Here is a 20,522-nt window from a genome sequence, read left to right as displayed (position 1 = left end):
TAATTTAGATAGGCAGGTAAGCTTCAACAGGGAAAGGATGACCTAAGAGTCGATAGAACATTGGGGCATCTCTTAAAGCAATTTCGTAATTTTTACCTTTGAAAGTCACGACTGTTTTTTCATCACTTATATTTATAATCTTTTCTACTTCTTTCCTAAAATTTTCTGCTCCCATTTTTTGCTGTACCCTTCGCAGTTGAGCTTGAAGTTCATCTGGAGTTAATTTAATTGGATTGATATCTCTATCTCTTAAGAAGTTAGAAAATGCATAAGGAATTTGTGCCCCATGCTGAATATCGGAAGCAGGAGTAGGAAATTCATATATAGAACCAGGTGGTAAGCTTTGACGATCAGGCAACTGAGGAATATTTTTACGCTCAGCAGCAAATGCCTCTATTAAAGCATTAAATAATTCCGGTTTTTTTCTAGCTATGTGGTTGATATCACCAATTTGGTTAATGCTACCATCTGGTGACAACATAGCTAAAAGATCAATGTCTGAACCTACCACTTTTCCTTCCCATTCAGGTAATATATTATGCTTTTCGTCAAGTATATTGCTTTCTTTCTCTAACCGATAAGTTTTTCCTCCATCCTCACTAACTGCAAAGTATTTGACGTTTTGATCCCCTTGATAGAGACTTGTCCCCACCAAACCTTTTTCCTTACTACCAAGACTTGTACTGACAGGTGGTGTTTTCTGCGATGATATTGATGTTGTAATATCTCCTTCTGGTAGAGAAATTATATCTTTGCTATTCTGTAATAGATTGAGATTATCTGCTGCTTTAAGCCGAGCTTGGTAAGCAGCTTCTGCAAGCTCAAGTTTGATTGAACCTCTATCGTCAACAAAGACAAATGTTTGCTTAGAACCATTAAGATTTATTTGAACATCGTAAAATCCATGTCTATTGACGCTAGGTCCAGTATTCTTCGCAAGGTCTTTGAGCTTCATAGAGCTTCCCTTTGGAACTACGATTGATGCTGTACCTGGTTTTGGTAAAGTAATTTGCCTAGTCCTTGTAGCGTGAGCAGGATTGCTAGGTCTCATCATTACAGCTAACTGATTTAATTCTGGATCTTGAGCAATGCGTTGCAATACTTCCTCTGGAATACCGTGTGTAGCGAGATTTTCTACATGTTTAGAATTGCTCAGATAGCGAGTATACTTACCTGCGAACCACTCATTTAGGAATCTGTTAACTTCTTGGGGATACTGTTTGCCGTATTCTTCTACTACTCCTGCCACATTTAGTCCTTCAGCTTGAATAGGATTATTGCTAGCCCATTTAACCCAATCATCAGTAGTTTTAGGTAAATTATCTATATTTTTGACAAGAGTGTTAAGGTCTTTTTCTGTGAAAGTTTTGAGTAGACTATTATAGTCTGTACTTGGCCACCCTTGGACTTTGGCTACTTCTTGCAGGCGCTGAAGATCTCGAACTACCTGAGAACCATCTTTGTTCACACCTACAACAATTCCTTTTATTCCTGCTGCTGTGGTAACTTCTTCATCCAACCTAGGTTTTCCTTTTTGATTGCGAATAAGGTCTTTGGTTTCAATAAATTCAAGTTCTCCACTGGCTAAAAGCACCCAAGGATTGATCCGCCCCTCAAGCCTAAACTTGCGATTCTTAACCCGAATCCGGAACGCCTTGAACCGCATCCTGTTAAGCAATTCCTGACCCAAACCTTGCAGCCGCTTAAACTGCTTACCAACAGCAGAACCAGAAATCCCTTTAAACAGAACCTTACCTTGCTCAATAATATATTTTGCACCTTTAATAACCGCCTGGGTCGCCTTTTGAGCCAATTTAACCCCACCTTTAGCAACCCTTGCAGCACCTTTCGCTGCAGCTCTCACACCTTTGAGAGCAGTTTCTCCCACCTTAAAGGTTAATGCAGAAACAATTTCAATCGCTCCCCCAGCAAGTCCTTTGGCTAAACTTTTTCCTCCACCGCTAATATCTCCAGCCCAACCTTTGACTAAATAATCTCGGATGTTTGCAGCAATATTAGCAACCGTCATCCCGTCAAACAGTGGTGCTACTACACTCATAATTGCTGGTAATGCTGCCGTTATTGCTCCACCAGTAATAATATTGAGACCAACAAATCCACCAATTGCTGCCGTAGTTCCACCGATAACTAAAGGCCAATTTTGCGACCACCATTTGGCAATTCCCTGTCTCATCATTTGCCATTTGATGTCTGCTCGCTGTCTCGGAGACAAACCATCATCTAGATTTTGGGCTTGTTGTTGTTCCTTATCGTCCTTATCTTGCTGTTGTTGAGAAGCTTCAGAAATAATCGACTCCATGGAACGGCTTTGGTCGTTGGATTGACCGAGCATCACAGAGCCATCACCATTAGTTTGCTCCATCAATTGGGCTGCTAACTCTGGAGAAAGTTCCATATTGTTCTCCACAGAATCAACTCCCACATTTTCAGTTGTCCAAGGTGGACTTGGTAAATCTGCTTTACCTGCTTGTGGGTTGGTTCCATCTTCAGTATTAGGAACCTTAATTCCCATTGCTGCAGCTTGGGATAATTCTCCATTGGAAAGGGGTTGGTCGAGATTTCCTCCCAGTAGTTCTTCTAAAGCTGCGGTTTCAAACTGAGGTGGTGCAGCTTGAGCGGCTGAAATTAGATCCTTAACTTTTGCAAGTAATTCCTTAATCTCACCATTGATTACCATCCCAATTGCAGTGAGGATTCCGTTATATAAGCTTTGTAGCAGTCCGAAGATTTGGTCTAGAAAACTTGCTAAGGAATCCAAAACCAAAGAAATACTTTTCTGCAATGAGTCTGCTATTGCATTAACGGCTTGGACTGCTTTATTAATTACTTGGTCAATCTTGGCTGTAATCTTCTGTGCGATCGCCCCAAATGCAAGAAAAGCAACTTTAACTAGGGCTTTAAGAATCGCGCCATAACTTTGAATTAAAGCAATAATTGCATTGCGTGCGAGGTCAATTGCAGCGTTAGCTAACTTCTTCGCTGCTTCAAAGATGGCTTTTACTACTTTGCGTAGGTTTTCATAAATAGAATTGACAGCTTGTTTAACGCCATCAATTAAAGCTTTAGCTGCTGATTTTACCCAACCAAAAAAACCACCAGATTCTTTTTGGGCTTGTTGTTTTTTCTCAGCAGTTTGGCGTTCGGCTTTGTGTTTTTCTGCTTCTGCTTTACGGGATGCGTCTTCTAAATGTTTTGCTGCTTCGGTTTCACCCTTAGTTTTTTCCCCACCAATTTTATTAAGTTGTTCCTGAGTGGCTTGTTGAGCTTTTTGTTGATAATCGATTTGTGCATTATCTAACTCAGTTTGCCATTCTTGTTTGTGTTGAGCTACTTCTAATTGTGCTGAGTGACGTTGTTCTAGTTGTTTTTGTTTGCTTTGTGCGGTTAACTCACTAATTTGGTTATCTGTATCTGCTCGAGCATTAGCCGAATCGAGGTCAAACTTAATTTTTACCAACTTGATATTTTTCCTGTTCGGGTCCAATTTTTTCTCTTAGATATGGAGTGAGGGATTGATCTAAACTACCAGCCACTTCACCTGGTAATAGGGGATTTGCACCACCTTTACCACCAACACCCCCAATTGCAGATAACTCTTTATTTGCTTTGATAACACCATTACTAGCTTGGGGAGAAATCCTACTCTCACCAAAATCACGATCGATACCTTGTGCTGCTTGATTTTTCCCACCTCGTACCTGTTGGGTCGACTGTGCGGTAGTCAAATCCATTTGTGATGGATCAGCTTCACCACTCATATCAACATGAGGGCTTTGGGGAGCATGGGTACTGATTCGACTGCTATTTAAATGTATTCCTGCTAAAGCATTTTGGGCGCTTTTACTCAAAGCAGGGTCGGACTCTCCTTTTTGTGCTCCCTCAGCCTTTTGACTTGCTAAATGGGTCGCTGTTATCGGTGGTGCAGGGGGTGATTCTGGTACTGGAATGTTATGTTTTGTCCCTGAATTGCTCAACCCTTTGGGAGTTGGTTTTGTTGCTCTTAGTTGTGGTTCGGGTATTTCTTTACTCGCAGCAGCTTGAGAAGCAACTTTTTCAGCAGCTTTTTGAGGTTGTGGTGATTCCGAAGCTGGTAAACCTGTTGGTATTGGAATCTGGGGTATGCTTTCTTGAAGTTGTTGTTTTTGATGCTCAAAGGCTTGAGTTGAAGCACTCTGGGCTTGAGCATAGGCTCCAACCACCTGAGTCGGTCGTGTATTTTTTAACTCCTCGAGAATCTCACCGGGACTATCTGCACTAATTGCAGCAGCCTTTTGCGTTCCTGGAGCAGTGCTTTTATCTCCACTAGCAATTCCCATTGAGGTATTAGCACCTGGGCTATTGGAAGCTTGTGTTAGATTTTGCGTATTAGTTTGTGCATTAGATGTTGCTTTTGAGGTTGTAGCTTCTGTGGGAGTTTGGGATTGATTTGTTGCTTGGGAAGTATTTCCTACTTGTGAATCATTTTGAACTTTAGCTTCTCCAGAACCTAGATCGATTTGTTTGGCTCTTAATTGTTCTGTGTGTGGTTCATTCCCAAATGTTTGGGTCTTATCTTTATTAGAGACTGCAATATTAGGGCTTGAAATATTAGGGCTTGCGATCGATGAATTATTATCGCCTGTTTGCTTTGCTTGTATAAATTCTTGTGGTGCTTTTTCCCCTGACAGTTGAATTATTTCTTTATTTGCACTAACTGCCTGAGGGTCTTTTTCTACTTGCTTGGCTGTTGGCGAGCGCTGTAATCTTACCTTACCCTTCTGCTGGATCGTATGGGTTAACTCATGAGCGGTCAATTCATCATTTCCTGGAGATTTTCCCCCAGAGTAGTAAATATCATTACCATGGGTAAATGCTTGGGCTCCTAACTCCTTATTCATCTGTATCGCCCTGGAGTCATTATGCACTCGCACATCACTAAAATCTGCCCCGAATCTTGGTTCCATGAAACCACTTACATTTGAAGGTAAAGGGCTACCTCCACCCTTTGAACTTTCCAGCCGACTTTCTAAACTGGGAGCAACTTTACTATTCTCACCCTTTCCTTTTCTTTGTATTCCTAGTTCTTGTTTTTCTCCCCTTTCCAAAAGTGGAGAAGGGTTAGGGGTGAGGTCTTTCCCTTGACTTTGTTCTGTCTCATCCGACATTTGGCGTTGTAGAGTTTCATCAGACATCGCCATTATAGAAGCTGCTGTTGCGTCTGCTTGAAGCTCGTATTTGTCCCCAGGTTTCCCTACTGTTAATTTGGTTTGAATTGATTTTTTTTCTAATTCTTCTTGACTATCTTCTGAGTCTAAATCCGGTGAAACTGTTTCCGACTCAGATTTTAAATTAACTTTTTCTTCTGTATCTTCCTTAGATGCGATCGCAGATTCATCAGACTTGAGGTTTATGTTTGGTTCTCGTTCTTGGATCGGCAAACTTTCTTCTGGGTTTTGGCTTGCTTGTTGTTCTTGGAGATAAGCATAGGGAATCACTGGTTGGGGTTTGTAATTTCGTTTTTTCTCCAACCATTTCTCTTTATCCGTTGCTTTCTTCTTTTGCTGCGCTTCCCACCAATTTTGTTCTTTAGCTGTGGAAGATTTCACAGACGCTTGTTTCCCCCATCCAGAAGACTTTCGTCTGATGAATTCTCCACCCACATTTTTACTCCCGCCAGAAGAAATATTTTTTCTAAGATACAGTAATTCTGTTGTTGTTAAGCGTAAAGTTGCTGGTAAGTAAATATGAATTTTATTCAAAGATTAGCCATTGTCCGTAACATCTAACTCCTCAAACCCAACCTGCAATTTCTGAATCTGTCAGGGTTCGATCTATTTTTGTATATTCGCTCTTTGTTGCAATTTTGATATGTTTCATCATTACTGGTTCTCCCAAGTCTGCTGCAATGAAGGCTGCATTCAGTGCAATATTACGAATATTACTCCCCGCCACATTTAACCTTGATAATTTTATATAATCCAGATCTTTAGTTGGTGTATTTTTGGGAAAAACCCGTCGCCAAATCTTTCTTCTTTGACTCGCATCGGGGAAGCGGTATTCAATAATAAAACGGATTCGACGCAAAAATGCTCTGTCAATGGAGCCTCTTAAATTGGTCGTGAGAATAGCTAATCCTTGGTATTCTTCCATACGCTGCAGGAGATAACTTACTTCCATATTGGCATAGCGATCGCGGGCGTCTTTGACGTCGGAACGTTTACCAAATAATGCATCGGCTTCATCAAATAATAAGATTGCTCCTGCACCTTCTGCTGCATCAAAAATTCGCCGTAAGTTCTTTTCTGTTTCCCCAATATATTTGCTAACAGTAGTACTTAAATCGATGCGATACAGATCCAAATTTAATGCATTAGCTAAGACTTCAGCAGACATGGTCTTACCAGTTCCGCTCGTTCCAGAAAATAAAGCACTAATACCTAAACCCCTTCCCCCTTTACCGGCAAATCCCCATTTCTGATAAACTTTTATCCGTTGGTCGATATGAGCGGCGATACTTTCTAAAGTCTGTAGCTGTGATTCGTTTAAAACTAGATCCTTCCAAGTCGCTTTGAGAGTCATGCGTTGTCCTAGTTCATCTAGTTTTGGTTGCGCTTGGGTACGACAACTATTCCATAACAAAGAAAAAGAAGGATATAAGGGATCTTTTTCTCCTTGTGCTTCTGACTCTTGATTCTTTGTTAGTTTGTTATTCTCTGTTAATTCTTCATTTATTAATAATTTTTGCTCTCGGGCAATTTTATCTGCATTTAATGCTCTAGTATATGCAGACTTAATTTCTGGTGCAGTTAGATTGAAGTGTGATACAAGGTCATCTATGGCTGCAGTGGCTTCTGTTAATTGGTCACTTAAGATATTTTCCCAGATTGTGTGTTGCTCTTGACTTGTGGGTTTGTAAACCTCAAAGGTAATTATACTTCGTTGTTTGGTAGATATTCTGTCGGTGCTACTAATAAGTAAGGGACTGTTTATTGATTCAATAGAGGATTTGAGAATATGTTCTCTATTTGGATCCCCTATATTAATGTCATCACAATCTAATAATAGAATTGATTCGCCCAAAAGGGTTTCTCGCTCCCACATGGTTAAAAATCGGTCGAGTTCCAAGGGGTCGCTTGGTATATTGTTGGCAGATAATACGTACAATTTGAGTTGTAAATTAGTAGCAACTGCTTGAGCGATCGCTCTTTTACTTGCAATTTCACTTCCATATAACTGAATTCCTTGGGAGCGGTTGGATGGTTGCTTCCAATTGGTGACTATCTCAAGTACGATTTTTTGATGGGAATCTACCAGTATGGGAATATCATGAGTCTGTTGTTCTTTGACTATACCGATCAACTTCTCGTTGAAACAATGGTTTCCTAAGATGTAATGGAATATTTGTTCGTCAATTCGCAATGGTGCGTCCATCAAAGCACGAGCGACACCAACTTCAAGCAAACTCCACTTGCGCAGAGGTGAGTCCACAGTTACTCCATTCCAGTCAAAGTTATCTAATACTTTGTGTGCTAAACCAAAAGTTGGATAATCCCGGCTTTCTTTATCCATTACCACAGCACATAAATCAGACCAACTACGGTCCAGTTCCATCCCTGCGCATAACAGCAACATGGACCGCTCAAAATCTGACAACCCAAAAATATTGCATAAACGTTCCAATCTATATTCTGGATTGATATAACCATTGTGGGATGAATTATTTTCCTTTACTACTTCAGTGCTTTGAGGGTTAATATAATTGGTGAGGGCTTGATGTATGGGAGTTAAAGCTCTCATCAGGTAGTCTAAATTGGTTTTTTGCCAATCTTTTGTTTGAGTTGTGACAACCACTTATAATTCTCCCACTAAAAGATTATTGTGAAAAAAAATCAGCCACTTATAGTACGTAAGCACTAATTAACCTTCAATTCGTGAAATCGCTTCACTTACTTCCACATTTGATTCAATTACCGCCATAATCCCTGGTAAATATTCATCCATCATGGTCACATTAGCGTAAACCATCTGCTTAATTAAGGCAAAACTGAGTCTATCCCCTTCTACATCAATGCTGGTTTTGTAGCGAATTTCTCCATTAGTAAAATCAAATTCAAAGTTTCCCATAATCATCCCACTATTGGCGCGGGTGATGAACTCTATGATTGCTAAACTCTTATCTGAGGGTACTTTAACAGGACAAACTGAATAAAAAACAAATTGGGACACTTCTTCTCGAGCCTTACCGTAGCAAGTCCATTGTCCGTTTCTACCCCCACATAATAAACGTAAAGTTGATGTTTGTGGTATCTTGACAAATTGCCAATTGTCTAATTCAAAAAAGTCAACTACCCTATTGAAAATTGATTGCTTTGTACTAATAAGTTCTTCTGTATTAGAGAAGTTTTCATCAACTAATTCTCCAAAAACGTTGCTAATTTCCTCAAGAAACTCTTTGGTCACATTTTGGGTTACTTCAGATAAATTGGCTTGAGTCCACTGTTGGAAAAAGTCAACAATTTGTTTGGAAATTTGTTCGCTTGTGGCTTCTGGATGGTTAATGGTGGAAGGATTTACATAATTCCAGAAGGTATTGTAACCAACTGAACCTTGTGGTTGTTGCTGTTTGACTCCTAAGCATAACCAACTTTCTGTATTGAGTAAGGGATTTTCAATTGCTTCTGTTTCTTGACGAGTTTTTTGAGAAAGTTGAAGTAGATAATTAGCAATTTCTTGTGCGGTGGAAGCTTTTTCTAATAAAGAAAGATGGGATTAAATCCGGTTGGAGGGTAGTTTCAATTTGAATGTCGCGCTCGGGTAGGAAGTTACCACCATTCATGGGTGCGCGTACTTCTGTTTTGAGGTTGAATAGTTTTTCTCGTTCTATACGTTGGTAAAGTTCCAGCCTGATGCTATGTGTAAGGCGACATTCGATGATTTTATCGTTTTGTTTGATGAGGGATAGGGAGGTTGTGTAAATGGTTAAGGGATTGGAGGAGTTGTTTAAAGTTAACTCTTGCTCAAAGGGGAAATTTTCAACATTGTTACTCATATTGCTGATAAACAAAAAAATAAATATCTGAATTATACTTTCACTTGTTTATGGTTGCTGAATATAGCATTTTGCTTGTGTATAGTCTTTAGAAATAAAAACTGTTAAAATCCCGAATTCACCTAATTCCATATGAAAGGGGTAGAAATTGGGTTGTAAATTGTTCCAATATCCTTCTTTAGGGGCTAATTGCAATAGTAGTAACCATTCTTCTGAGGTGAATTCTTCCGGTGGAGTAGTTAGTACTTCTATGTATATTGGTTGACCACCGGTTTTATTTCCTGCTAGTTCGGGCTTGGAAAACCTAAATCCCGTGTCATAATCCAAATCATTCATTGCATATCTTTCTTCAATAGGAATCGAATTTTCGTCTTCTACAGGATCTAATAAAACCCCGTACTCCTTATAAACAGGCTGACGAGCTTCATTTAATTCGTATATTGCAGGACCGGTAAATCCAGATACAAACTCGATTTCAGAATCATCATTTGTATATACACTTTCCGAAGTTTGAATTACTATTGCTGTGGCTTCATTATAAAGTGGTTCACTTTCCCCGCTAAAGAAAATATAAACCATCGTGTCATTACTATTAGGGAACAATTCTTGAGTAAGATAAATTTGCCCAAGAAACACCATTTGTTCCCTTGTTTCGGGATCCAATGGCCAGTATGGTTGATTAAACCATACTGGTTGTCCGCCAAATTTAGTAGTAGGTTGTGAAATTTCAGTTGAACTCTCGACAATTTGGAATTGAATTTTCAGTGACATTGAATAAACTTTGCGACCTTAACATTTTAAGGTTCCCATCAAAATCTAGTCATCAATATCAAGGTTTTCCAAAGTCAAATTAAGTATGTACTCTAAATCTTTCTACTGCTTTTATATTTATGTCAAGGTATTTACTAACACCTAAAGAAGGTTGAGGTAAAGTTTTCAGAAAATTTTATACAGATGTAAGATTAATTATCAAAAAACATTAATTACAACCTCAACAACTTTGAAATTAAATTATTTTACAAAAAAATAGTAAGAGATAACTAATTATTTAGAGTGATACCATCGACTAACTTAATAAAATAGAAATATCTCAAATGGATTCAATAAATAATTAGCTTTTATTAAAAATAAAAACCTATTCCTCTAAGACAGCTAAAGCATCTTTCGGATTTTTACCGCCATAAACTACACTCAAAAAACCAGGTATATATCTTTCCATTGTTTTTAAAGCTGGATAAGCATTATTCTTAATGTAGCCTTTTGTTAAAGTTTCTCCACCAAAATCTATACATGTTTTGTAGCGAACTTCTCCATCTTCATAATCCATTTCAAAATTTCCAACTCGTAAGCCATAATTTGCCCTTGTAATGAATTCAGATATTATATTGAGTGATTCTTCTGGTATTTTAAATGGCATCATGACATAAAATAAAAATTGCTCTAAATCTGTTAGGATTTGGGCGTAGGCAATTCCAATACCATGCTCACTTTTAAAATTAATTTTATAAGCTTCTTTTTCTTCAATAAATTGAGGATTCCATCCATCTTCTTGTAAGAAATCTCCTAAGGTCTTTAATGCCTGTGGAGCATTATTTTCATTTATACTTTGACTAGAGTCAGTGTTGTCAGTTATTTGCTTATTGTTCATAAAATTTAATGCCTAGGATAACATTTAATTTAACTAGAAGTTTAAAATTTTAGTTTTTTTATCTTATCAAGTTTTACCTTTCCTAAACTGGGAACATCCATTAGTTCTTTCTCATCAATATCATTTCTATTTCTTTTACGGTTTTTTTCAAGTAAGTCGCCAATTGTTCTTGCTGTTTTTTCTCCTACACCCTCTACCTTGGTTATATTTGTTACGATATCCTTTACAGAAGCATTTCCAAAGTCTACAGAAGGTAATTTACCCACAGCTAAATCAGGAGGAAGATTATGACTCATTGATGGAGTAATATCAATTTTATTCGTTTTTTTCCAGCTTGATGCTTGCTTAGGATCTTTTCCTGATTCAACTTTCATCTCCCAAAGTTTAAATTTTAAAGAAGTTGCTAAATGTGCTTCTTCCGGAATATTAACTCTACCTGAATGCCCTCCATAATCTACATCAACTTCATAACTAACTACTTTTTTTTCTCCCAAAACTTTATTTTTGACTACGCTCTCTACTTCCCGTTCCATTTTACTATTCAAAGCACCTGTGATGGGTGTTAAATTATTTTTAGAACCCGGACCATGGACATGATGATTAAGTAGATGACCTCGTATGTAAGTAGTAGTTTTGGCATTATTTCTTGTAGATACTTTTTTCCATAAAGATGATTCTTCATAAGGCTCACTACCTTGTAAACCTCCCGGATCTAAACTTAAAGGTTCAGCTTTCATAGATTTACCATCTTCACCTTGCTGCGTCCATTTGACCTTCGACGGTGGTATACTTTCATCTAATATTTGAATACTAGCAAGATTAGTCGCTATTTTGTCTAATTCTTTTGATATTTCTCCTCCTACTCTTTTCCCTATAGATTTATTTGATTTAAGCTTATCAATATTATTTGCACTTAATTTAATAGATTCTAAATTTTTATTATTATCAAATTTAACTTTATCATCTGATAGTTTTTCATTATTAGCTTTAAGTTCAGATAAATAACTATCTAATACTTTTGGTGTACTGGCTATCATTAATACAGCAGAACTTTCTTGACCTCTGAAGAATAGTGTATGAGATTCACTATCTTTAGCTTTAAATTTCTTTTTTAATTTCCACCACTCTAATAGAGAATTTACTTTATTTTTCCCTTCTCTCACTGTTTTCTTAAACAACCTACTAGCCTTCAACAAAATCCGATCAATCGCCCGATCAATCCTTGAGCGAACCCGACCAATAATCCTCTCAACCCTGTTAGCCAAACCACCAACACCGAGCAAGGAAGCAAAGAAACCGATCGCAACCGGTAAAGCTCTCGCTAAAGCATTCTCAACCAACTTCGCAGCACCACCAACAGCACCATTTGCAATCGCACCAACCGCATCCACAACAGCATTAACTAATTCCAAAACCTGACTACCACGATTGACAAAGAACATCACAATGTCATAAATCGCCATTGCTGCTCTAACAAAAGCTGATGCAGGATTTAACAAACTCAGAACCCACTTCACCCCAGCAGTTATCACCTGGGTCACCAGCATATTTTTGATCTCTTCAATCACCGTTTCTTTGAGGTCGCTAAACTGTGCTTGAAGCTGCTCCCACAGTCCCATTACTCCTTGCTCTCGTAAAATCTGGAAGATTTCAACACTTGATTCCATTCCTAAAACAGTTCTTTCACCAAACCGTTTCACTGCTTTGCGACGAATATTACTGTATGTCAAACCCAATACTTGGGCTACCAAACTGAAAACTCCTGGTAAACTGAAAACATTATCGGGTATTTGAATTCCCATTGGAGCCATGGTTCCGGTCAACCAACTAATAAAACCGGATTCCAGGTGAGTGACAATATTACCTGCAAAGTTTTGGAATCCTTGTTTGATACCAGTTATTAAATTACCCAGGAATTTCACTGGATCTTTGAGGATATTACCAATTACACCATTGGCTCGACCCAACACACCCAAGAGCATTTGTTTGATATTGTTAATGGTGCTGATGACTTGGGTAATTGCACTGAAAGCTTTATTAACTAAACCTTGGTTTGCAGCTTTTAGTTGGTCAATGCGACTATCAATTGCTTGAAGATTTTGGTTGTATTTATTTGCAAGAGTATCAACGAGTAAATCTTTTTTGCTATCAACGCTTTGTTCCAACTCATCAAATTGAGTTTGAATATCTGTTGCTGCTTGATGACCCAAAGCTCTGAGATTTTGGGGTAATCCTGCTAAATATTGTTGAATTGTTTTGCGACCATTGGCAATATGGGCTTTTGCATTACTTAAACCAGTTGCAATAATATTAACGATGCGGTCTAAAACCCCGTCCATTTGTTGGAGATAAAGCCTTCGTCCCTGTTGATAAAAACTATTTACAACCGGTGGTAAACCTAGAAGTTTATCTTTAAGCCAACGTCCCTTACCAACTACACCACTGTAACGCTCTTGCTTGTAAGCCTTCATCCGTTGGTCAACATAATTCTCAAAGCTATGTTTGGCTTGTGCTGCACCACCATCGAAGACTTGTTGAACCCTGGAATCTAAACTGCTAAGTGTAGTTTCAACTTTAGTTTTACTTTGGTGATAAATCTTCTGAATCTCAGATGCAACTTTAGCCCTTTGTTGCTCATCCTTACCTTTGGTTTGGACTTGCTGACCCACAACTTGAGATAACAATTGAGACCGGGAACCATGCATCCCTTGCAATTGTTGTTGAGCAGTTAGTGCAGCTTCTGTTTGGGCTTGGCTTAATTGGTTTTGCTCGAACTGACGATATTCGGTTGGAGCGATATCTGCATTTGCACTAGCTTGTTTCTTGGCTGACAAAGCAGCTTGGAATTGGGGTTCGTTAGAATTAGCTAACTGTGGTTCGGTAACATGAGCATCAGCCATTTCTCGGTCGATGCTTTCGGTAGTTGCTTTGAGGGGTAGTTCTACTTCACTTGCTGTCTTGGGTTTGGGTACTGCTTTTTGAGCGCCAATATTATCTGTTGCTGCTCCGGTCTGAGTCGGAGGTAAAGGAGTTATGGATTTTGGTTTGATACCACTTGGATCTGGAGCTTCCTTAGCTTTTTGTTCTAATGGTGTTTGAGATGCTTGTTGTTCTTGTTTAACTTGACTTTCCATCTCGTTTTTAACACCACCGAGATGATTTCTTTGTTTGAATTGATCTGCTTGCTCTAGAGTTTGGGGAGTTTCTTGTTGAATCCGCTCCATTAATTGAGCTTTGAAAGCAGCAGGATTAAAACCAGGAGTGGGAGCATTTTCCATCTCACCCACTTGCTTCCCTTGTGCTCTACTTTCTACCTCGTTTGCTGGACTTTGGGCTGCATTTTGAGCATCTTTTGCTTTTTTATCGGCGCTTTGATGTTGTTTTTCTCCAGAAGCTACTTGGGACGCTTTGTTAACAACTGCTTGAAAATCTGGGTCATTATTTGGTGAAGCAACACCATTACTTTGCGCTCCTTTTTGGGAAGACTGTTTGTTTGGTTTTTGAGTAACTTTTCCAGTTGGATCGCTTATATTCTTGGCTGGAATATTTACTCCTTCCCCACCTTGTACCTTAGGTGTTTTTGCTGGTTTACCTGGTTTATTCTTGGAAACGGAAGTTTTTCCTGCTGGGGGACGATCTTGGGAAGTTTGAGATGGTGCTGTCTGATGAGCACTTTTGTTTTGTGCTGTCTTGTGGTGTTCTCTACCCTTTGATTCGGGTTGTACTTGTGTTGGTGAAGTTGTTGATGCTGCTTGACTTGGAGAAACTTCTTTCCTTTGGATTACCCCAACAGCAGATGGTTGAATTTTATTTTCCTTATTCTGTTTTTTATTAATTAACTTGGGTTTAAGCTGCTTTCCACCCCTTTGCTGAATCGTGTGGGTTAACTCGTGAGCAGTTAGTTCATCATTTCCTGGAGATTTACCTCCAGAGTAGTAAATATCGTTACCATGGGTAAAGGCTTGGGCTCCTAACTCCTTATTCATCTGTATCGCCCTGGAGTCAGTATGCACTCGCACATCACTAAAATCTGCCCCGAATCTTGGTTCCATGAAACCACTTACATTTGAAGGTAAAGAGCTACCTCCACCCTTTGAACTTTCCAACCGACTTTCTAAACTGGGAGCAACTTTACTATTCTCACCCTTTGCTTTTCTTTGTATTCCTAGTTCTTGTTCTTCTCCCCTTTCCAAAAGTGGAGAAGGGTTAGGGGTGAGGTCTTTCCCTTGACTTTGTTCTGTCTCATCCGACATTTGGCGTTGTAGAGTTTCATCAGACATCGCCATTATAGAAGCTGCTGTTGCGTCTGCTTGAACCTCGTATTTGTCCCCTGGTTTCCCTACTGTTAATTTGGTTTGAATTGATTTTTTATCTAATTCTTCTTGACTATCTTCTGAGTCTAAATCCTGTGAAACTGTTTCCGACTCAGATTTTAGATTAACTTTTTCTTCTGTCTCTTCCTTAGATGCGATCGCAGATTCATCAGACTTGAGGCTTATGTTTGGTTCTTGTTCTTGAATCGGCGAACTTTCTTCTGAGTTTTGGCTTACTTGTTGTTCTTGGAGATAAGCATAGGGAATTACTGGTTGGGGTTTATAATTTCGTTTTTTCTCCAACCATTTCTCTTTATCCGTTGCTTTTTTCTTTGGCTCTGGTTCCCACCAATTTTGTTGTTTAGCAGTGGAAGATTTCACAGACGCTTGTTTTCCCCATCCAGAAGACTTTCGTCTGACGAATTCTCCACCCACTTTTTTACTCCAAGAGAATAAATATCTTTTCTAAGATACAGTAATTTCTTCGCTACTAAGCGTAAAGTTGCTTGCAAGTAAGTGTAAATATTGTTTAAAGACTCCTTGTTTGCAGTTTCCTTAATAATTTGTTCGCCAGCTTTTTAAATTAGAAAATTTTATTTTCTCTTACCTAGAAGCCCCAACAACCGATCCAATATTGACACTAGGACCAATAAACTGCTCGTTCGCATCCGTATCCAAAGAACTTTCAGCACCATCTATTTGTACCCGCACCAGATATTCTCCCCCTTTAACGTCACGAATGGGGAATTTAAGCAAATTACAATTCACGTTGTAATCCTCGAAAACTGCAACAAATATATATGATGCGGGATCGGCAAAAGACTTTTCATTTAAAAATAAGAACACCCGTTGTTGCGAATTAACTGTGACATCTACTTCTACATTGAGCTTACCCGAGTATAAATCATCTCCATCATCTTCTAACTCTTCGATGGTTACTTCCGTTGTTATAGTCGGACACAAGATAAAAGGAATTGCATTGGATACAATTACCCGCTCGGGCTCGATTAATGTTAGTTTAGGTGCCATTGAATAAACTATTTGTAAACTTTGTACCCCAGCAAGTAGTAAACTTTTTTCCTCTACCGTTAGGGATGCTAAATCTAAATCGATTTCATTTTCTGTGATGTTTTGTGGGGTAAGTCTGGCCTTGCCAATTTTTACTTGCGGTTGTATTCTCGCTAATGGTCTTTTGCGTCTATTAGTTCTCCGATCTAACTCTGGTAATTCTTCCTCATCAATATCAGGAGCCAATTGCTGTCCTTGAATTGTTAATTTACTGGCAAAGCTAACTGGCTGATTATTTTCTCCGTCTGAAATTATCTGTGAGATTATTGGTTGATTAGCTGTAGTATAAAAATCAACACGTTTTACCGGTAAGGCTCTAGCACTTGGTTTGTCACCTGCGATTAAAATAGTACTAGCCTGACAAGCAAAAGATAGTACATAGGGTGACTGAAAGAATACTGACCAAATTTTTGATAATTCTTCTGTATTCATATTACTGGGAACTACCGTTACTTGTTCCACCCGTTTATCCAGACGAGAATTAAGTCGATTGCTAAAGGATTGACTTAGGGTTTCTTGAATCATCTGGGGCGATAAAATCGGATTATCGATAATCGTACGTACGGTACTACCTAACAGACATTGGGGTTCAAACTCTACCTCATTACCGTAAAAAGTCATAATGTAATATAAATCTAATCCTGCTTGAGCGTGTTTAATTAAGTCTCCTTTGGGGCGACGAGTACGTAAATCTGCGTTCCGCCAAGCTCGATTAGGAATTACTTGATACAAATAAATATTGACTCCGAATTCTGGTATATTGCTGCTGTTGGATTCAGGTTTTACTGTTGTTACCCTTGCACCGGGCATTTCTAATTGAAGAGCATCTTGTAATATTTTTTGTAAAGTTGCAGTGACGGCTGCGATCGCTAAATAATTACTCATAGTTATTTGTTAATTTTAAGTTGTTTGTTAATTTTAATTTTTGACATTGATTGTACATATACAGTCAAATGCAAGTATATGTTTTACCGTGCAAAAACGAGCATTGTTGTTAGCTACGAGAAAAATTATCAATCAATACTGTGATCGCTGAGCACGCGCTGACATATTCAGCACAGTTGGGACTTACGCGGAACACCTCTGAGGGGTTTATCGCACCCAAACAAGTTATACCAATTCAATAAATCATTGCAACAGATTCTCCGGTAGAGACGTTGCATGCAACGTCTCTACAGAAATTCATCTGTCTCATTATTTTTCCAAATTGGTATTAGTAAAATCCTTAGACAATCGTCAATGGGTAGATTTTATAAACCAAAACAATCATTCAGAAAATGTTGACAACAAAAAAACACAATAATTTTAGGGCATATCAGGGTAATTACTTAACCCATGACAAATGAACTAATCAATTAGTAAGTAATGCTCGCTTCTACTATTTGAAGTCATTATTGCAATCCCTTAACTTTTGATGGGTAGTCTCCATTGATTTCTTGTTGCAAAATATTAAGTAGTAGTATCTGGAGAGCAATTAGTGGTCATTAATGCCCCTCGCCCCAAGCCGAGTAGTCAAGAAATGCCGAACGACAGGAGCCAGAACTCAGATAATTTTGTCACAAGACATATTGGACCTTCCCCTGAAGATATCCAACAAATGTTACATGTACTGGGACTTTCCAGCCTCAATGACCTGATCGAGCAAACAGTACCACCTTCAATTAGACAACATAATTCCTTAAAATTGCCAGCAGCCCAAAGTGAATATGCTGCGCTGGCTCAATTAAAAGAACTTGCAGGTAAAAACCAAGTTTTTCGCTCTTTTATTGGTATGGGTTACTACGATTGTATTACCCCACCAGTAATTCAACGTAATATTTTAGAAAATCCCGGTTGGTATACTGCATATACTCCCTATCAACCTGAAATCGCTCAAGGAAGATTGGAAGCACTGCTAAACTTCCAAACTATGACGATCGATTTGACTGGTTTAGAAATTGCTAATGCTTCCTTACTTGATGAAGCTACAGCAGCAGCCGAAGCCATGAGCATGAGCTACGGAGTATGTAAAAAGAAATCAGAAACCTACTTTGTTTCCCAAGATTGTCATCCCCAAACAGTCGCCGTGTTACAGACACGGGCCAGACCTTTAGGTATTAAAATCATTATTGGCGACCACAGAGAATTCGATTTTTCCCAGCCGATTTTTGGTGCTCTCCTACAGTATCCTGCCAGTGATGGTACTGTTTGTGATTACGCTAAATTTATTGAGCAAGCACACGAACAAAAAGCTTTAGTGACGGTCGCAGCCGATCTTCTCAGCTTAACCTTACTTAAACCACCAGGAGAATTTGGGGCTGATATCGTTGTCGGTAGTACCCAAAGATTTGGAATCCCCCTTGGTTATGGCGGACCCCATGCTGCTTATTTTGCAACTAAAGAGAAGTATAAGCGCCAAGTTCCGGGAAGAATTGTTGGTGTTTCTAAAGACGTTAATGGCAAAACTGCATTACGTTTAGCATTGCAAACCCGCGAGCAACACATTCGCCGAGAGAAAGCTACCAGTAATATTTGTACCGCTCAAGTATTATTAGCTGTAATGGCAAGCATGTATGCTGTCTATCATGGTTCTAAAGGTATAAAGCAAATTGCTGAAAATATCCACCAAAAAACCAAAATTTTAGCAGCAGGATTGCAAAAACTCGGTTATAAAATCGTTAACGAATATTTCTTCGATACTTTAAGAGTTGATTTAGGAAAAATTTCCTTAGAAAGTATTCTGGAAGCTTCCCAAACTCGTGAGGTCAACTTACGGGTATTTAATAATAATACTGTCGGTATTTCCTTAGACGAAACCACAACAAATCGAGATTTAATTGACTTATGGGAAATATTTTCCCGGGTGAGCGACTGCGAATCCTTCTCTTCTGAAGAATTACTTACTCATTCTTCAATTCAAAAGTTAAAGTCAGTTATTCCCCATAACTTAACTCGCACTACTCCATTTCTTACCCATCCAGTATTCAATAGTTACCATTCAGAAACAGAATTATTGCGTTACCTGCACAAGCTTGAAACTAAAGACTTGTCACTAACAACATCAATGATTCCTTTGGGATCATGTACGATGAAATTAAATGCGACGGCAGAAATGATACCTGTCACCTGGGCTGAATTTGGTAACATTCATCCATTTGCACCACAAACTCAAACTCGGGGTTACCAAGTTCTGTTTGCACAGCTAGAGGAATGGTTAGCAGAAATCACAGGTTTTGCCGGAATCTCGTTACAACCTAATTCTGGCGCTCAAGGTGAATATAGCGGTTTGCTAGCAATTCGCCAATATCATGAAAGTCGTGGCGAATCCCATCGTAAAATTTGTTTGATTCCCACATCCGCACATGGAACAAACCCTGCAAGTGCTGTTATGTGTGGGATGAAAGTGGTTGCGATCGCATGCGATTCTGAAGGTAATATTGATGTCACAGACCTGAAAACTAAAGCCGAAAAACATAGCCAAGAACTAGCGGCTTTAATGATTACCTATCCTTCTACCCACGGCGTATTTGAGGAAAAAATCAAAGAAATCTGTGCCATTGTCCACGAACATGGGGGACAGGTATACATGGATGGAGCGAACATGAACGCCCAAGTTGGGTTGTGTTCTCCCGGAAATATCGGTGCAGATGTTTGTCACCTCAACCTCCACAAAACTTTTTGTATTCCCCACGGTGGTGGTGGTCCCGGAATGGGTCCAATTGGTGTTGCTTCCCATTTGGTTCCATTTCTTCCCGGACATCCAGTTGTAGAAATGGGTGGAGAGCAAGGAATGGGTGCTGTTTCTGCTGCACCTTGGGGTAGTGCGAGCATTTTAGTTATTTCTTGGATGTATATTGCGATGATGGGCGGAACTGGCTTAACCCAAGCCACAAAGGTCGCAATCCTCAATGCAAATTATATAGCCAAGAAACTCCAAGAGCATTATCCCGTTTTATATAAAGGCAAAAACGGATTAGTCGCCCATGAATGCATTTTAGATTTGCGATCGCTGAAAAAATCAGCTGGAATCGAAATCGACGATATAGCCAAACGGTTAATGGATTATGGTTTCCATGCGCCTACAGTATCTTGGCCGGTAGCTGGTACCATTATGGTAGAACCAACTGAAAGCGAATCTAAACAAGAAATAGATCGATTCTGCGACGCCATGATTGCAATTCGCCAAGAAGTTGCCGAAATTGAAGCAGGTAAGGTGGACACTGAAAATAACGTCTTGAAAAACGCACCCCATACCGCTGAAAGCTTAATCATTGGTGAGTGGAACCATCCATATTCCCGCGAACAAGCAGCTTATCCTGCACCTTGGACAAAAGATAACAAATTTTGGCCTAGTGTGAGTAGAATTGATGCGGCATTTGGCGATCGCAACTTTGTTTGTTCTTGTTTGCCAATGGAAGCATATTCACAATAGGTGATATTATATCGGTCAACAGTATAAACTGTG

10 protein-coding genes are annotated in these 20,522 nt (G+C 39.1%); 1 reads left to right on the top strand and 9 read right to left on the bottom strand.

The window, feature by feature from the left end:
- Nucleotides 1-4: 4 nt before the first annotated feature.
- From BC008_RS14240 to BC008_RS14205, 9 genes are all read right to left on the bottom strand, one after another.
- Nucleotides 5-3,478: a hypothetical protein gene (locus BC008_RS14240; protein WP_027846523.1), complete on the bottom strand. Its 3,474-nt coding sequence runs from the start codon at nt 3,476-3,478 to the stop codon at nt 5-7.
- The gene (locus BC008_RS14235; protein WP_058183616.1) at nt 3,465-5,759 is read right to left on the bottom strand and encodes an eCIS core domain-containing protein; all 2,295 of its coding nucleotides are present in this window, start codon (nt 5,757-5,759) and stop codon (nt 3,465-3,467) included. The genes BC008_RS14240 and BC008_RS14235 overlap by 14 nt, the downstream gene beginning before the upstream one ends.
- Nucleotides 5,760-5,790: 31 nt before the next feature.
- A complete protein-coding gene (locus BC008_RS14230) occupies nt 5,791-7,851 on the bottom strand; it encodes an ATP-binding protein (RefSeq protein WP_321170078.1) in 2,061 nt (686 codons plus the stop codon).
- Nucleotides 7,852-7,917: 66 nt separating this feature from the next.
- Nucleotides 7,918-8,460, bottom strand: coding sequence for a type III secretion system chaperone family protein (locus BC008_RS50490; protein ID WP_201026124.1), 543 nt, complete (start codon nt 8,458-8,460; stop codon nt 7,918-7,920).
- 259 nt (nt 8,461-8,719) lie between these two features.
- A complete protein-coding gene (locus BC008_RS50485) occupies nt 8,720-9,049 on the bottom strand; it encodes a hypothetical protein (RefSeq protein WP_027845829.1) in 330 nt (109 codons plus the stop codon).
- 48 nt (nt 9,050-9,097) lie between these two features.
- Nucleotides 9,098-9,820, bottom strand: a complete 723-nt coding sequence (locus BC008_RS14220) for a DUF1963 domain-containing protein (RefSeq protein ID WP_027845828.1) — start codon at nt 9,818-9,820, stop codon at nt 9,098-9,100.
- A 364-nt stretch (nt 9,821-10,184) separates the two neighbouring features.
- The gene (locus tag BC008_RS14215) at nt 10,185-10,697 is read right to left on the bottom strand and encodes a type III secretion system chaperone family protein (RefSeq protein ID WP_027845827.1); all 513 of its coding nucleotides are present in this window, start codon (nt 10,695-10,697) and stop codon (nt 10,185-10,187) included.
- A gap of 41 nt (nt 10,698-10,738) precedes the next feature.
- On the bottom strand, nt 10,739-15,445 hold the full coding sequence (locus BC008_RS14210; RefSeq protein ID WP_058183615.1) for an eCIS core domain-containing protein: 4,707 nt from the start codon (nt 15,443-15,445) through the stop codon (nt 10,739-10,741).
- Nucleotides 15,446-15,613: 168 nt separating this feature from the next.
- The gene (locus BC008_RS14205) at nt 15,614-16,963 is read right to left on the bottom strand and encodes a DUF4255 domain-containing protein (protein ID WP_027846973.1); all 1,350 of its coding nucleotides are present in this window, start codon (nt 16,961-16,963) and stop codon (nt 15,614-15,616) included.
- A gap of 592 nt (nt 16,964-17,555) precedes the next feature.
- Here BC008_RS14205 and gcvP point away from each other — a divergent pair.
- Nucleotides 17,556-20,489: an aminomethyl-transferring glycine dehydrogenase gene (gene gcvP / locus BC008_RS14200; RefSeq protein ID WP_027846740.1), complete on the top strand. Its 2,934-nt coding sequence runs from the start codon at nt 17,556-17,558 to the stop codon at nt 20,487-20,489.
- Nucleotides 20,490-20,522: the final 33 nt, after the last annotated feature.

Origin of the sequence: Mastigocoleus testarum BC008, from assembly GCF_001456025.1 — a bacterium.
GTDB classification, from domain to species: domain Bacteria; phylum Cyanobacteriota; class Cyanobacteriia; order Cyanobacteriales; family Nostocaceae; genus Mastigocoleus; species Mastigocoleus testarum.
The sequence above is the reverse complement of the archived record's forward strand: the minus strand, read 5'-3'. Positions and strand labels throughout refer to the sequence as shown.